The sequence below is a fragment of the Streptomyces sp. CWNU-52B genome, assembly GCF_047444975.1.
In the GTDB taxonomy this organism is placed as follows: Bacteria; Actinomycetota; Actinomycetes; order Streptomycetales; family Streptomycetaceae; genus Streptomyces.
The window spans coordinates 367,710-381,584 of record NZ_JBLFJV010000011.1 but is presented as its reverse complement, the minus strand read 5'-3'; the positions used below and the strand labels follow the sequence as shown (position 1 = coordinate 381,584).

12 protein-coding genes and 1 pseudogene are annotated in these 13,875 nt (G+C 71.7%); 8 read left to right on the top strand and 5 right to left on the bottom strand.

What is annotated here, in order from left to right; all coding sequences use genetic code 11:
• Positions 1-427: 427 nt before the first annotated feature.
• The 3 genes and pseudogenes from ACLVWQ_RS14775 to ACLVWQ_RS14765 all read left to right on the top strand — a co-directional run.
• Positions 428-626 (top strand): annotated as a pseudogene (locus ACLVWQ_RS14775) (IS5/IS1182 family transposase); the annotation flags it as partial.
• A 132-nt stretch (positions 627-758) separates the two neighbouring features.
• The gene (locus tag ACLVWQ_RS14770) at positions 759-1,442 is read left to right on the top strand and encodes a response regulator transcription factor (protein ID WP_414109076.1); all 684 of its coding nucleotides are present in this window, start codon (positions 759-761) and stop codon (positions 1,440-1,442) included.
• Entirely contained in the window at positions 1,439-2,890 is a 1,452-nt protein-coding gene (locus tag ACLVWQ_RS14765) for an ATP-binding protein (RefSeq protein ID WP_414109045.1), read from the top strand. Before ACLVWQ_RS14770 ends, ACLVWQ_RS14765 begins: the two co-directional genes overlap by 4 nt.
• Before the next feature lie 224 nt (positions 2,891-3,114).
• Here the strand turns inward: ACLVWQ_RS14765 and ACLVWQ_RS14760 are convergent, their stop codons facing one another.
• Positions 3,115-5,265 carry an MMPL family transporter gene (locus tag ACLVWQ_RS14760; RefSeq protein ID WP_414109044.1) on the bottom strand — a complete coding sequence of 717 codons (2,151 nt, stop codon included), beginning with the start codon at positions 5,263-5,265 and terminating at the stop codon, positions 3,115-3,117.
• A gap of 461 nt (positions 5,266-5,726) precedes the next feature.
• Between ACLVWQ_RS14760 and dhaK the strand changes: the two genes are divergently transcribed.
• From dhaK to ACLVWQ_RS14745, 3 genes are all read left to right on the top strand, one after another.
• On the top strand, positions 5,727-6,719 hold the full coding sequence (gene dhaK / locus ACLVWQ_RS14755; protein ID WP_414109043.1) for a dihydroxyacetone kinase subunit DhaK: 993 nt from the start codon (positions 5,727-5,729) through the stop codon (positions 6,717-6,719).
• Positions 6,720-6,782: 63 nt separating this feature from the next.
• Positions 6,783-7,382: a dihydroxyacetone kinase subunit DhaL gene (dhaL, locus tag ACLVWQ_RS14750; RefSeq protein WP_414109042.1), complete on the top strand. Its 600-nt coding sequence runs from the start codon at positions 6,783-6,785 to the stop codon at positions 7,380-7,382.
• Positions 7,375-7,812, top strand: coding sequence for a PTS fructose transporter subunit IIA (locus ACLVWQ_RS14745; RefSeq protein ID WP_414109041.1), 438 nt, complete (start codon positions 7,375-7,377; stop codon positions 7,810-7,812). Before dhaL ends, ACLVWQ_RS14745 begins: the two co-directional genes overlap by 8 nt.
• Before the next feature lie 27 nt (positions 7,813-7,839).
• Here the strand turns inward: ACLVWQ_RS14745 and ACLVWQ_RS14740 are convergent, their stop codons facing one another.
• Positions 7,840-8,613, bottom strand: coding sequence for a glycoside hydrolase family 75 protein (locus ACLVWQ_RS14740; RefSeq protein ID WP_414109040.1), 774 nt, complete (start codon positions 8,611-8,613; stop codon positions 7,840-7,842).
• 360 nt (positions 8,614-8,973) lie between these two features.
• Here ACLVWQ_RS14740 and ACLVWQ_RS14735 point away from each other — a divergent pair, with 360 nt between their 5' ends.
• Together ACLVWQ_RS14735 and ACLVWQ_RS14730 are read left to right on the top strand one after the other, a co-directional pair.
• The gene (locus ACLVWQ_RS14735) at positions 8,974-9,972 is read left to right on the top strand and encodes a fibronectin type III domain-containing protein (protein WP_414109039.1); all 999 of its coding nucleotides are present in this window, start codon (positions 8,974-8,976) and stop codon (positions 9,970-9,972) included.
• Between the two features lie 182 nt (positions 9,973-10,154).
• Positions 10,155-10,703 carry a hypothetical protein gene (locus ACLVWQ_RS14730; RefSeq protein WP_414109038.1) on the top strand — a complete coding sequence of 183 codons (549 nt, stop codon included), beginning with the start codon at positions 10,155-10,157 and terminating at the stop codon, positions 10,701-10,703.
• A gap of 95 nt (positions 10,704-10,798) precedes the next feature.
• Here ACLVWQ_RS14730 and ACLVWQ_RS14725 read toward each other — a convergent pair whose 3' ends face one another.
• The 3 genes from ACLVWQ_RS14725 to ACLVWQ_RS14715 are packed head-to-tail and all read right to left on the bottom strand — an operon-like array spanning position 10,799 to position 13,862.
• Positions 10,799-11,353 (bottom strand): PadR family transcriptional regulator, encoded by a 555-nt coding sequence (locus ACLVWQ_RS14725; RefSeq protein ID WP_414109037.1) that lies wholly within the window; start codon positions 11,351-11,353, stop codon positions 10,799-10,801.
• Between the two features lie 30 nt (positions 11,354-11,383).
• Positions 11,384-13,399, bottom strand: coding sequence for an FAD-dependent oxidoreductase (locus ACLVWQ_RS14720; protein WP_414109036.1), 2,016 nt, complete (start codon positions 13,397-13,399; stop codon positions 11,384-11,386).
• Positions 13,400-13,451: 52 nt separating this feature from the next.
• A complete protein-coding gene (locus ACLVWQ_RS14715; protein ID WP_414109075.1) occupies positions 13,452-13,862 on the bottom strand; it encodes a hypothetical protein in 411 nt (136 codons plus the stop codon).
• Positions 13,863-13,875 lie beyond the last annotated feature (13 nt).

Sequence of the window (13,875 nt, the reverse complement as noted above, 5' to 3'; positions counted from 1 at the left end):
CACGGTGAGCTCAACGAACGCCTCAGCAACGGGACACGGCAGATCTCAAACACGGTCTGAGACGCACGTTAATGCGGCCGTTCAGGCCGGTCGGTCGAACCAGGTGCCCAGCGCGGCACCAGCGTGGTGGCGTCGAGGTCCCGATCAGCAGGGCAGCCCCGCCGGCGTTGAGTTCGATCGCCCACGTCACCAGCTCACCGCCGCTCGACTCCAGCACATCGCCGATCAGTTCGAGCGGCCCCCAGTTGGGGAACGCCCGCCTCCGAAGTCGTTCCGCTGTCTGTCGCGGGAAGACCTCGCCAGCGTCTTCTCACCAAGCGATCTTTGCCTTGCACCCCGATGAGTGGCCGGGTCGTCGCGGCATGCCGGGCGGCCAATCGTTCGAAATCACCGCCGAGTTGGAGACACGACCGTCACCGCGGCCGGTGGAGTGCGCATCGTCCGGAAAGGCATCGAGTCCAGCGGGCGATCAGGGCGTCGGTTGTGGGGGAATCGAGCGCACGATGTCATGGCCGTCCGGTTACCGCAGACTCCGTCCCCGCTACGAGCGCCGACCCCGCAACCACCTGGCATCTCTCGGACTCGCCGCCGCCCTCTGCTGCGGCAAGCGCCTCCTCGAACCGACCATGCGGGACACGGTGTCAGGCATCCGTGAGAGCACGGCCCGCGGGCACCACAGCGGCGACGCTCTAATCCTGGCCTCAGGTTGATCGGGGACAATGAGCGGCCACAGCATCGACTGGAGGGGGCTGGCCGGCGTGCGGATCATGATCGCGGATGACGAGGCGGCCATCCGTGAGTCGCTGGAGCGGGTGCTCCAGGTCGAGGGTTACGACACCAGCACCGTCGCCAACGGTTTCGCCGTGCTCGACGGGGTCGGTGGCGACGCGCCGGACCTGCTGCTCCTCGACGTGATGATGCCCCGCCTCGGCGGGTTGGAGACCTGCCGGCGGTTGCGGGCCGCGGGCCGGGATCTGCCGGTGCTGATGCTGACCGCCCGTGACCAGGTCTCCGACCGGGTCGCGGGGCTGGACGCGGGCGCCGACGACTACCTGCCCAAGCCGTTCGCCACCGAGGAGTTGCTGGCCCGGGTGCGGGCCCTGCTGCGCCGACGCACGTCGACCGACGAGGAGTCGCAGATCCTCTCGTTCGCCGACGTCCGACTCGATCCCGACAGGTTCGAGGCGTGGCGGGGCGCGCGGCCCCTGCGGCTGACCCGGACCGAGTTCTCCCTCCTGCAGGTCCTCATGAGCAACGCGACCCGGGTCGTGACCCGCGACGCGCTGTTCGGGGCGATCTGGGGCTTCGGCATGAGTTCCACCGCCAACAACCTCCAGGTATACGTGAGCTACCTGCGCCGTAAGATGGAGGCCGAGGGTGAGCCGCGATTGCTCTACACGCTGCGCGGCCTGGGATACACGTTGCGGGAGACTCCTCCGTGAGCAGGCGCGCCGACCGGGAACCGCGCCGGCTGACCCGATGGTGGCGCCGGTGGTCCCTGCGGGCCAGGCTGACGGTGATCGCGGCGACGGCCATCGCGGTCAGCGTGTTCGTGGCCTTCCAGGTGGCCAGCGAGCTACTGGACCGGGAGCTGAAGGACACCGCCGAGAACCAACTGCGCGCCGACTCCCGTGTCCTGGCGGCGAACGCGGAGCGCGCCGGTCTGGCGCAGGTCCAGCTACCGCCGTATCCCGGATCCGGTCGGCTGGTGCGGGTCATCCTGCCCGACGGCTCGATCCGGACCCCGGCCGGCCAACCCGCGCTGCCCCCGGTCAGCGAGGACGCCGGGCGCGTGGCGCAGGGCGCGTCGGCCGACCTGATGGAGTCGAACGACAGCGACGAGGACGGCTACGTCGTCTACACGCTGCGGGCGGGCGACGGCGCGGTCCAGGTGGCCCACGTCGTCGACGACAGCCCGATCAACCAGTTCGGGTTCGGCATGCTGCTGATCGGGCTGCTCTGCGTGGTCGGTGGCGCCCTTGTCGGGCGGACCGTGGCGCGGACCGGGCTGGCCCCGATCGACCGGCTGACCGCCGCCGCGGTACGTGTCGCGCGCACCCGGGATCTCGACGCCGACATCCCGGATGAGGGCGGTGGGGAGATCCGGCGGCTGATCCGGTCGATCAACGACATGCTCGCCGCGCTCCGGGACTCCCGGCGGGCCCAGCGGCTGCTCGCCGAGGACGCCGCCCACGAGCTGAAGACCCCGCTCACCAGCCTGCGCCTCAACGTCGAGCTGTTGATCCGGCTCGATCGGCGCGGCACCCTGGACAGCGCGCTGCCGGCGGAGGGCCGGACCCGGCTGCTCAACGATCTCGGCACCCAGGTGGCCGAGTTGAGCACCCTTGTCGCCGAGCTGACCGACCTGGCGCGCGGTGACGTCAGCGACGAGAGCACCGAGGTGCTCGACCTCGCCGACGTGGTGGCGGCCGCAGCGACCCGGGCGGGTTCCCGCGTGCCCGACATCGAGGTGACGCTCGACGTGACCTCTGTGTGGGTGAGCGGGCGTACCGCCGCGCTCGAGCGGGCGGTGCTCAACCTCATCGACAACGCCGGTAAGTGGTCCCCCGCGGACCAGCCGGTCCAGGTCCGGCTCCGTGCCGAGGGCGCGTCGGCGGTGCTCGAGGTCGACGACGCCGGGCCGGGCATCGACGCCGCCGACGTACCGCGGGTTTTCGACCGGTTCTACCGGGCCGACAGCGCCCGGGCGTTGCCGGGATCCGGTCTGGGGCTGTCGATCGTGCAGCGGGTCGTCGACGCTCACGGCGGCCGGGCCGCCGTCGCCCGCTCCGCACGCGGTGGCGCGCTGCTTCGGGTCGACCTTCCGGCCGCGGACCCGCCCGGCCCGGTCGCGCGCCGGGCCGCCGGGGAGGACACCGCGGTGCGCTGACCCGCCCCGGCGGCGCGAGGCGGGACGAGGGGCGGCGGCTGTCGGCGTACACGTGAACGTGGCCCTGGCACACTCCCGCCGCACGAAAATCTTGCCGGGCCCCATGGGCGAGTACGCCGACAGCGGCCCTCGGGCATGGCCCCGCGCGGCTCCGCCGCGGGTCCATGAAGAAGATCCGGGACGGGCCTGGGGGCCTGTCCCGGATCTCGTCCGTGCCGCCCCGCTCACCGTTGCAGCGCGGGCTCCTCGTCCTCGACGAGCGGCTGTTGACCGTCCGGCAGCTCCGCCGCCGGACGGGACAGCCGGCTCGGCCACCAGATCCGGCGGCCGATCAGCAAGGTGAGGGCGGGCACCAGGACCGACCGCACCAGCAGGGCGTCGAGCAGCACGCCGAAGGCGACCAGGAACCCGACCTCGATCAGCATCACCAGCGGAAGTGTGGCGAGGACCGCGAACGTGGCCGCCAGGACCAGGCCTGCCGAGGTGATGACGCCACCGGTGGCGGAGAGGGCTTTGAGCATGCCCTCTCCGGTGCCGAGACGCACGGTCTCCTCCCGGGCCCGGCTGGCCAGGAAGATGTTGTAGTCGACGCCGAGTGCCACCAGGAACAGGAATGCCAGCAGCGGCACCGAATAGTCGATTCCCTTGAACCCGAGGATCGTGTCGAAGACGAACACGCTGCCGCCGAAGGCCGCGGCGAACGAGACGATCACGGTGGCCATCAGGACCAGCGGGGCCAGGATCGCGCGCAGCAGCAGCCCGAGGACGATCAGGACGACGGCGAGCACCAGCGGGATCACCAGCTTCTCGTCGCGCCGGGTGGTCACCTCGGTGTCGAGGTTCTCCGCACTCGGCCCGCCGACGATCGCCTCCGCCCCGCTCACCGCGTGCACGGCGGTGCGCACCCGCTTGATCGTGTCGTACTCCGCGACGGTGTCCGGCGCGTCCTTCGGGAACACCGAGATGTCGGCCCAGCCACCGCTGGTCCGCTCCGGGTTGGCCAGGGCCACACCGCGGGTGTTCTTGACGACGTCGAGCACCCGCTCCTGGTACGCCGGCCGCGTGAAGATCGTCATCGGCTGGCCGCCGAGTTCCGGGTAGTGCTGGCGGAGAACGGTGAAGCCGGTGACCGACTCCGGCGCGGACAGGAACTGGTCCTGCTCCCGCAGGGCGCCGGTGTTGCCCGCCAGCCCGAGGGCGAGCACGCCGAGGACTCCGAGCGAGCCGAGCGTCGCCACCCACCGGCGGCGGCTGATGGCGCTGCCGAGCCGTCCCCACAGCCCCGGCTTCTCCTCCACGACCGTGCTGAACCGCGGGACGGCCGGCCAGAAGATCCGCCTGCCGAGCACCACGAGCACCGCCGGGAACAGCGTCAGCATGGCCACCAGCGCGCACAGGATGCCGGCCGCACCGATCGGGCCCAACCCGCTGGTGCTGTTCAGGTCCGCGACGAGCAGGCAGAGCAGGCCGGCGACCACGGTGGCCGCGGATGCGACGATGGCCGGCGCCGCGCCGCGTAGCGCGTGGACCATCGCGACCCGGACGTTCTCATGGTGGTGCAGTGCCTCCCGATATCGGGCGATGAGCAACAGCGCGTAGTCCGTGCCGACGCCGAACACCAGGATCGTCAGCAGCGCCGAGTTCTGGTCGTCGACCACGATGCCGAAGCCCTTGACGAGCAGGTAGACGGTTCCCATCGAGGTCAGTGCGGCCGCACCGACTGCCACCAGCGGGACGATCCACAACACCGGGCTGCGGTAGGTGAGGATGAGCAGGAGCGTGACGACGACGATGGTGGTGAGGAGGACCTGCACGTCGATGCCGTCGAAGACGGCATCCATGTCGCCGTCGATCGCGCCCGGTCCGGTCACGTCGAGTTCCAGGCCGGAGGGGCGGTCCTTCGCGGCGTCACGCAACGGGCCGACGATGTCCTCCGGTGCGCCGTAGGCCGTGCTCACCTCAAGGGTGAACATCATCGCCTCGCGGTCGGTGGAGGGGCTCGTCGGTGAGCCCTCGCCGTCCTCGCCGGCCGCCGCCGTCGCCTTCGGCGGGTACCGCTCGGCAAGGGTGTCGTAGTGGCGCTCGACCGTCGCTCGGTCGGCGGCGGTCATGCCGCCGGCGCGGTGGTACACGAAGACGAACGTGTTGTTGTCACCGCCGGGGAGACTGTCGTCCAGCACCGCCACCTTGGTGGACTCGGCACGGGCCGGCAGGGTGTCCACGGCGCTGTCGGTGGTGACCGAGCTCAACTTTCCACTCAGCGGCACCATGCCCGCCGCCAGCACCAGCCACAGGCCGATCACCAACCATGGCACCCACCGGCCTGCCAACCGACCGGCCGGCGCTTCCCCGGACGGCGCTGCGTCGACTGCCATCACTAGCCTCCTACATACGGGTCACATCGCTCATCTGGACGCCTCCTTCCTAGCGAGCGAACCTGAGACGACTGTTAGTGCGGCGCTGGTGAGAGTGAGCAGGGCCTGTCGGCCGAGAGGCTGGAAAAGGCTCGCTGAAGCCCCCGCTGCCGCCCCACCGGGCCGGTCGCACACCCGCCACCCGCAATCACGCCCGCCTTTGGCCACCGCCCACGTGACCTTCGCTGCCGCAAGGTCGATACTGCCGATGACAGCACTCTCACCGACCCTCATCCAGCCACCCGAAGAACTGACGACCCCTCACCAAAGTCGGCATCAGATCAGCGCTAGGTCAGCGTCAGTACCGCCACAGCCCGCTTTCGACCGCCACGGACCGCCAAGATCCCTGACTCACTCCACACTCTTCGACCAGCAAAAACGCAGGCCGGACGCCCGCCTGCCGGGCTCCCCAGGAGGTACAGATGAAAATGCTCATCAACGTCGCCGAGACCGTTGTCGCGGACGCGTTGCGCGGCATGGCCGCCGCGCATCCCGAGCTGACCGTGGATGTCGAGAACCGGGTGATCGTCCGGCGGGACGCTCCGGTGGCCGGGAAGGTGGGGCTCGTCTCGGGTGGCGGATCGGGGCACGAGCCGCTGCACGGTGGATTCGTGGGCCCGGGGATGCTGTCCGCCGCCTGTCCCGGTGAGGTGTTCACGAGCCCGGTGCCGGACCAGATGGTACGGGCCGCCGCGGCCGTGGACAGCGGCGCCGGCGTGCTGTTCGTCGTGAAGAACTACACCGGTGACGTGCTCAACTTCGACATGGCGGCGGAGCTCGCCGAGGACGAGGGCATCCAGATCGCCAAGGTGCTCGTCGACGACGACGTGGCGGTCACCGACAGCCTCTACACGGCAGGCCGCCGCGGCACGGGCGCCACCCTGTTCGTGGAGAAGATCGCGGGCGCCGCCGCCGAGGAGGGCCGCCCCCTGGAGAAGGTCGAGTCGCTGGCCCGCCGGGTCAACGAGAACTCGCGCAGTTTCGGTGTCGCGCTCGCCGCCTGCACCACGCCCGCCAAGGGCAGCCCCACCTTCGATCTGCCTGCCGGGGAGCTGGAGCTGGGCGTCGGGATCCACGGCGAGCCCGGCCGGGAGCGGCGGGCGATGATGACCTCGCGGGAGATCGCCGACTTCTCGGTGAACGCCGTCCTGGAGGACTTGAACCCGCGCAACCCCGTCCTGGTCCTGGTGAACGGCATGGGCGCCACCCCTCTGCTGGAGCTGTACGGCTTCAACGCGGAGGTGCAGCGGGTACTGGCCGACCGCGGCGTCCCGGTGGCCCGCACGCTCGTCGGGAACTACGTCACCTCGCTCGACATGGCCGGTGCCTCGGTGTCCCTGTGCCAGGTCGACGAGGACCTGCTGCGACTGTGGGACGCGCCGGTGCGTACGGCGGGACTGCGCTGGGGCATGTGACGCACGGTCCGCAGCGAGACCTCGGCAACCGCCGGTCGACACCCTCACCACGCAAGGAGATCCATGCTCGACGCCGACTTCTTCCGCCGCTGGATGGCAGCGACAGCCGTGTCCGTGGAACGCGAGGCGGAACGGCTCACCGACCTCGACTCACCGATCGGCGACGCCGACCACGGCAGCAATCTGCAGCGCGGCTTCCGGGCCGTGGCGACCACGCTGGAGAAGGAGGAGCCGGCCACGCCGGGCGCCGTCCTGACCCTCGCCGGACGCCAGTTGATCTCGACCGTGGGCGGCGCCTCAGGACCGCTGTACGGCACACTGCTGCGCCGCACCGGCAAGGCGCTCGGTGACGCGGCCGAGGTCGACGAGCGGGAGTTCGCACAGGCGCTGCGCGCCGGGGTGGACGCGGTGATGCAGCTCGGCGGGGCGGCGCCCGGCGACAAGACGATGATCGACGCGCTCGTCCCGGCGGTCGACGCGCTCGGCCGGTCCTTCGCCGAGGCGCGGACCGCCGCCGAGGAGGGCGCCCTCGCCACCACGCCGTTGCAGGCGCGCAAGGGCAGGGCCAGCTATCTGGGTGAGCGCAGCATCGGGCATCAGGATCCGGGGGCCACCTCCTCCGCGCTGCTGATCGCCGCACTCGCGGAGACGGCCGGTGAGTGACGTCGGGAGCGTGGGCACGGGTGCGGGCGAGAAGCTCGTGGGGGTCGTCCTCGTGTCGCACAGCGCCGCGGTGGCCGCCTCGGTCGCCGAGCTGGCGACGGGCCTCGCGGGCGGCGGCACGCTCGCTCCGGTGGCCCCGGCGGGCGGTGACGGGGACGGCGGCCTGGGCACCAGCTCCGAGCTGATCTCCGCCGCGGCCGCCGCCGTGGACCGCGGCGCCGGTGTCGCCGTACTCACCGACCTCGGCAGCGCGGTCCTCACCGTGAAGGCCCTGCTGGCCGAGGGCGACGAACTCCCCTCGGGCACCCGCCTGGTGGACGCGCCGTTCGTCGAGGGCGCGGTGGCGGCGGTCGTCACGGCCTCCGCGGGGGCCGACCTGGCCGCGGTGGAGGCGGCCGCCGCCGAGGCGTACACGTACCGGAAGGTGTGACGGGGCGGCCCGCCGCCCCGTCCCGCCTCAGCTCCGCCCGACGAACGCGCGGGCGAGCCGCTCGCCTTCGGCGGCGGCCGCCCCGGGGCTCTCGATGGGCGAGGCGGCGGAGTTCTTGAACAGGATGTAGGTGACCCCGGACGGCGCCCCGCCGCCCCTCGGGTCGGAGCGGATACCGAGGTCCCGGGCCAGGGCGTACGACCCCTCGCCGATGATGTCCTCGGGGCCGATGTCGCCCACGACCGCGTACCGGACACGGTCGCCGTGGACGACGGCGGCCACCGTCCCGCGCCGGATGCCGTGCTCGTGGTGGTCCCAGCGGTGGCTCGGCGCGGGCAGGACCACGTACGGCAGTTGTTCGGCGCTCAGCTCGCGCCCGTCGGACTGCTGGTAGGCGGTGGCGGCGCTGAAGAGCGGATCGGTCCGTTCGTTGCAGTGCGGGCCCGGCCTGCCGTCGCAGTCGATGTCCATGTCCGCCTTCCAGAAGACGGCGTCCCGCCCGCCGCAGATATCGATGTCCGCGGGCTCACCGTCGTCGCTGCGGTAGCGGTCGCCGGAGACGGGGGCGCAGTCGCGCACCGCGTTCAGGAGTTCCGCGGCCCGGACGGTCCGCGTGCCGTGTGTCTTCCGCGCTCCCGGGCCGTGGCCCGTGCCCGGCACGTGCCCGGCGCGGGCGTTCCCGTTCCCCTCCCCCTCCGCCGGACCGGGGCCGGGGCCGGGCGTCGGGGCGGCGCCGGGCAGCACGGTGGGGGCGACCAGGGCGATGCCGGCCGCGGCCAGCATCAGTGACCGGACACGCACGATAGAGACCCTCTCCTGAGCGGGCACTGACGGACACTCGGCCCAATCTGGTGGGGGTCCCGTCGGGCGGCCACCGCTGGGGGTCCGTACGGTGCACGCCCGGTGACGTGCCGTCGGGGGCCGGACGACCGGATCAGCGACGACTCCGGCCACCCGGCCGCCCTCGCCGGCGCGGGATCAGCGACGACAGCGTTCCGCACCGTCGGGCTGAACTCCCCTTGTCACACAGGTGAGTTCAGCCGCGAAGAGGATCAGCATACGTAACGTGCGAGCGGAACCGCGAACGGCGGCCCCCTTGCTGCGGTCACCCCGGCGGCGGCATATTGGTCCGGACCAATCCTGTCGAGGGAGGGCTGGGCCGTGCGACGTGCACTCCTGCGAACCGCCGTGGTCTGGGGCGCGCTGCTCACCACGGTGTCCTGCGGCTCGACCGGACAGGGCGGTGGCGAGGACGGCGGCCCGCCCGCGGCTCCGGCCGGTGTCACCGCGGCGGCGGGCAGCGCGACCAGCGTGCACGTCATGTGGAACCGGGCCGCCGGGAAGCCCGAGGTCGCCCACTACGAGGTGTATCGCGGCAGCGCGAAGGTGACGGAGGTGCCCGGTTCCCAGCACATGGTCGACGTCACCCGGCTCAAGCCGTCGACCGGGTACGCCTTCTCCGTGCGGGCGCGGGATGCCGCCGGAAGGCTCGGGCCGTCGAGCGAGCCGATCCGGGCGACCACGCCCGCCGCGACCGCCGCCGACGAACGGGCCCCGGGCCGCCCGCGGGACCTCCGCGGCAGGGCGGCCGGGAGCAGGGCCGCGCAGTTGTCCTGGACCCGGTCGACGGACGACCGGGGCGTGTCCTCGTACGACATCCACCAAGGCACGACGAAGATCCACAGTGTGGGCGGCGGGCAGACGGCGACCGTGGTGACCGGGTTGCGGCCGGGCTCCCGCTACTCCTTCACCGTGCGGGCGCGCGACGCGGCGGACAACATCTCTCCCGCGAGCGAGGCGGTCAGGATCACCACCCCGGCGGGCCCCGGCGACGGAAAGGGCGCGGGCACCGGTACGGGCATGGCGCCCACCGCGTTCCGGGCCACGACGCATCGCGCGGACGGGGCTCACTACCTCGACCTGTCGTGGACGCAGCCCGAGGTGGACGGGGTGATCACGGAGTACCAGATCCAGCTCGACGGCAAGCCGGTCACCTCGCTCGTCTGGGGCGCGACACCGCCCCGCGGCAGGGCGACGTACAGCTTCTACGTGGGCCGGGAGGCCGGGCTCACCCAGCGGGTGCGGATCCGGGCGAAGCTGCCGGACGGGACCTGGGGCGCCTTCTCGACGGAGCGGACGGTGACGACCGGACAGCCGTAGCCGCGCACGGCCGCGCGCCGTCGCCGGTCGGCCGGACGAAGGATTCGTTCACCTGCACGGTCCTCGCCCGCGTGCGGAAACGGTGGCCGTCGCATTGGCTCGGTCCGATGGCAGCACGGTCGTTCCCGACCCCCGGCGGCTCATGGGATGTACCGCCAACCGTGCCGTCGGAGGGCAGTCCAATGCGTATAACTCAGACACTCGTCCGCTCCGGCCCGGCCCTGGCGGCCGTCGCGCTGCCACTGGCCCTCACCGCGGGCCTGCCCGGCGTGGCGGCCGCGGCGGCCACCGGCATCAATGTGACCACCAGTGGCGCGACCGTGCAGGTGACCACCAGCGAGTGCGTCACCCGCTCCAACGGATCGATGGGGAACGCCTCGCTGCTCGCCGGCGGCCAGACGAACTTCGCACAGGGGCGCCAGGCGACCTTGTCCGGGACCAGCAGCAGCCAGTCCGCCGCCTGGTCGAACGTCACCTCAGGCACCTACACCGTCGTCGTGGTGTGCGCCGACGGCTCGACGGCCGGCACCCAGTCCGTCACCGTCTCCCCGGTCTCCACGCCCACGATCTCGGCGACGGCGTCACCGTCGCGCGGGGTGATGGGCGGCATGGGCAGCACCACGAAGGACTACGGCGCCGTCACCTACGCGGCGGGCGGGGTCCTGGTGGCCGCCGGTCTCGGAGCCACGGCCTGGGTCCTGCGCCGGCGCTCCAAGCCCAACCGGCTGTGAACCCGGCGGTGGTCCGGCACTTCGGCCGGGATCGGGCACCGGACCACCGCCGACCGCTGGAAGATCCTGATCAGGACACCTGATCAGGACACCGGTCACGATGCCGGGTCCGCCGCCGGAAACTGCTCGAACTCCGCCAGCGCGTGCGTGAGCCAGCCCGTCCAGAAGGTCTCCAGGTCGATCCCGGCACGCAGGACCAGATGCTGGAGCCGGTCGGCGGGAGCGTCCTTGCCGGGCGGGAAGTCACGCTCCTGGATCTCCTCGTACTCCGCCAACTGCCGCTGGTGCAGTTCGAGATGACGGCGCAGATCCGCCTCGATGCCCGCGGTGCCGACCACCGCCGCCGCCCGCAGCCTCAGCAGCAGCGTGTCGCGCAGGGGCTTGGGGTCCTGGGACGCGGCGCTCCAGCGGGCCAGTTCGGCGCGGCCCGCCGGCAGGACCTCGTACCGCTTCTTCTGCCCACGGGCCGGCCGCTGCGGTTCCAAGGCCCTGATCGACCCGTCGGCCTCCAGTTTTCCCAGCTCGCGATAGATCTGCTGGTGCGTCGCCGACCAGAAGTAGCCGATCGACCTGTCGAAGCGACGGGTCAGCTCCAGCCCCGACGACGGCTTCTCTAGCAGGGCGGTCAGGATCGCGTGCGGGAGTGACATGGGGTCATCCTAGGGACGGGCGCCGGCGGCCTACAGCGCCGCCGCCACCTCGGTGCCCTGTTTGACGGCCCGCTTGGCGTCCAGCTCGGCCGCCACGTCGGCGCCGCCGATGAGGTGCACGTCGCGTCCCTCGGCACGCAGGGACTCGTACAGGTCGCGGCGCGGTTCCTGGCCCGTGCAGAGCACGATGGTGTCGACCGGCAGGACGGAGCTCTCGCCGTCGACCGTGACGTGCAGCCCGGCGTCGTCGATGCGGTCGTACCGGACGCCCGGGACCATGGTGACGCCGCGGTGCCTGAGCTCGGCGCGGTGGATCCAGCCGGTGGTCTTCCCCAGCCCCGCGCCGACCTTGGTCTCCTTGCGCTGCAAGAGGTGGACGCTGCGCGGCGGGGCAGGCCGCTCGGGGGTGCCGAGGCCGCCGGGTGCCCGGTAGTCCATGTCGACGCCCCAGTGGCGGAAGTACGTCGCCGGGTCCTCGCTCGCCTTGTCTCCGCTGTCGGTCAGGTACTCGGCGACGTCGAAGCCGATGCCGCCCGCGCCGAGGATCGCGACCCGGTCCCCGACGGGGGCGCCGTCGCGCAGCACGTCGAGGTATCCGACGACGCTGGGGTGGTCCACGCCGGGGATCTCCGGGGTGCGCGGGCCGACCCCCGTGGCGACGACGATCTCCTCGTAGCCTGCGAGGTCCCCGGCGGCGACCGGCGTGTTCAACCGGACCTCCACGCCGTGCAGTTGGAGCTGTGTGCGGAAGTAGCGGATCGTCTCGTCGAACTCCTGCTTGCCGGGGACCTTGCGGGCCACGTTGAGCTGGCCGCCGATCTCGGCCGCGGCGTCGTAGAGCGTGACGTGGTGGCCGCGCTCGGCGGCGCCGACCGCGCAGGCGAGGCCGGCCGGGCCCGCGCCTACCACGGCGACGCGCTTGCGCACGCGGGTCGGGGCGAGGACCAGCTCCGTCTCGTGACAGGCCCGCGGATTCACCAGGCAGGAGGTGATCCTGCCGCTGAAGGTGTGGTCGAGGCACGCCTGGTTGCAGCCGATGCAGGTGTTGATGGCCTCGGGCCGCCCGGCCCGCGCCTTGCTCACGAAGTCGGGGTCGGCGAGCATCGGGCGGGCCATCGACACCATGTCGGCGTGCCCGTCGGCGAGCAACCGCTCGGCCAGTTCGGGGGTGTTGATGCGGTTCGTCGTGACGAGCGGGATCGACACGGCGCCCATGACCTTCCGGGTCACCCAGGTGTACGCCCCGCGCGGCACCGAGGTCGCGATGGTCGGTATCCGGGCCTCGTGCCAGCCGATGCCGGTGTTGATGATGGTCGCCCCGGCGGCCTCGACGGCCCGGGCCAGGGCGATCACCTCGTCGAGCGAGGAGCCGCCCGGGACCAGGTCCAGCATCGACAGCCGGTAGATGAGGATGAAGTCCTCGCCGACCGCCGCACGCACCCGGCGGACGATCTCCAGGGGGAAGCGTGTGCGGTTCTCGTACGAGCCGCCCCAGCGGTCGTCGCGCGTGTTGGTCCGCGCGGCGATGAACTCGTTGATCAGATACCCCTCGGAGCCCATGATCTCGACGCCGTCGTAGCCCGCGCTCCGGGCCAGGCGGGCGGCCCGGACGAAGTCGTCGACGGTCTGCTCGATCTCGTCGTCCGTGAGGGCGCGCGGCTGGTGGGGGCTGATGGGTGCCTGGAGGGCGCTCGGCGCGACCAGATCCTGGTGGTAGGCGTAGCGGCCGAAGTGGAGGATCTGCATCGCGATCTTCCCGCCCGCACGGTGCACGGCGGCGGTGACCTGGGCGTGCCGTTCGGCCTCCGCCTGCGTGGTCAGCTTGGCGCCGCCCTCGTACGGCCGGCCCGCTTCGTTGGGGGCGATGCCGCCGGTGACAATGAGACCGACGCCGCCACGGGCCCGCGCCGCGTAGAACTCGGCCATCCGCTCGAAGCCCCGCTCGGCCTCTTCGAGACCGACGTGCATGGAGCCCATGAGCACGCGGTTCGGCAGGGTGGTGAACCCCAGATCGAGCGGGCTCAGCAGATGCGGATAACGACTCATGGGGCCCTCCGTACACGATGCGGTCCCCTTGTTCTAGACGAAGAGCCCCTCTTTATGCAACTAGTTGCAAAAGGAGAGCCCGCAATGAGGTCAGTTCATCCTGGATTGCCTGGTCGGGGCTGCTTGTGTGAGTCACGTTCGGGGTGCTTGTGCTGGTGGGCGGGGTGATCATCGGGGCGAGGTCGTCTGTCAGTGTTGGACCTCGGTGTTCGCCAGGACGAGGAGGGTTCGCAGGAGGGTGGTCGCGTGACGGGTGTTCATGCGGACGGACCTTGGTGAGGCAGCGCCACGATTTCAGGTTCGCGAAGCCGTGCTCGGCGGCGGCGCGTTCGCGGTTGGACAGGCGGTTCGCTGCTCTCTCCGCGTCGGTGAGCTGGTGGTTGCGGATGGCCTTGCGGCCGGTGATGATCACCGGGTGGTCGTCGGGGTCGTCGTCCGGGCCGACGAATCCGAGATCGGCCAGGGCTTCGAGACCG